The organism is Escherichia sp. MOD1-EC7003 (assembly GCF_002965065.1).
Lineage (GTDB): Bacteria > Pseudomonadota > Gammaproteobacteria > Enterobacterales > Enterobacteriaceae > Escherichia.
Genome location: NZ_PTRE01000293.1, coordinates 1 through 900, shown reverse-complemented (window position 1 = coordinate 900; position 900 = coordinate 1). Strand labels below are relative to the sequence as shown.

The 900-nt window shown below is 52.6% G+C and carries 1 pseudogene; it reads left to right on the top strand.

The annotated features are described in order from the left end of the window. Positions 1 to 61: 61 nt before the first annotated feature. A pseudogene (locus tag A7090_RS25425) lies at positions 62 to 844 on the top strand (IS91 family transposase); the annotation flags it as partial. Positions 845 to 900 lie beyond the last annotated feature (56 nt).

Below are 900 nucleotides of genomic sequence, written 5' to 3'. Positions count from 1 at the left end.
TGGACATTAGTATCGGAAACAGGAAAGGGAGGCGAAAGACGGTTTAAATGATGCGCTTACCCACAACCGGTGGTTACTGGCAAAGATGAGCCGTATTGCTGCGGATGTGATACTGGAAATCTGCCGCCAGGCGGATGTGGAGCCGGGGATATTCACGGTAATCCACACATGGGGGCGTGACCAGCAGTGGCATCCACATATCCATTTATCGACAACTGCCGGAGGTGTGACGTCAGGTCACACCTGGAAAAACCTTCATTTTTACGCCCGTAAGGTGATGAGCATGTGGCGTTACCGGATAACGCGGTTACTGTCCCGAAAATACCCGGAGCTGGTGATACCGGATGAGCTGGCTGCTGAAGGAAGCTGTAAACGGGAATGGAATCGCTTCCTGGACACGCATTACCGCCGTGGCTGGAATGTCAACGTATCCCGTGTGATGGGTAACGCCGCCCATGTGGCGGTGTACTTCGGCTCTTACCTGAAAAAGCCGCCGGTGCCGTTGAGCCGCCTGGAGCATTATGCCGGTCAGGATGAAATCGGTCTGCGTTACAACAGTCACCGCACACGACGTGAAGAATACCTGTTGATGAGTGGTGATGAGTTCATGGAAAGGTTCTCCTGGCATGTGGCGGATAAAGGGTTCCGTATGGTGAGGTACTACGGTTTTCTGAGTCCGGCGAAACGGCGGTTACTGGAAGAAGTGGTGTACATCATAACGGAGACAGTGAGAAAAACGGCGAAGCAAATGACCTGGAGAGGGATGTATCAGAGGTTACTGAAGGTTGACCCGCTGAAGTGCGTGCTGTGCGGAAGTCAGATGCGTTTTACGGGGCTGAAGCGCTGAGGGATCCCCATAAATCAGCGCTAATAAACCAACACCATATTCTGGTAGGTTTT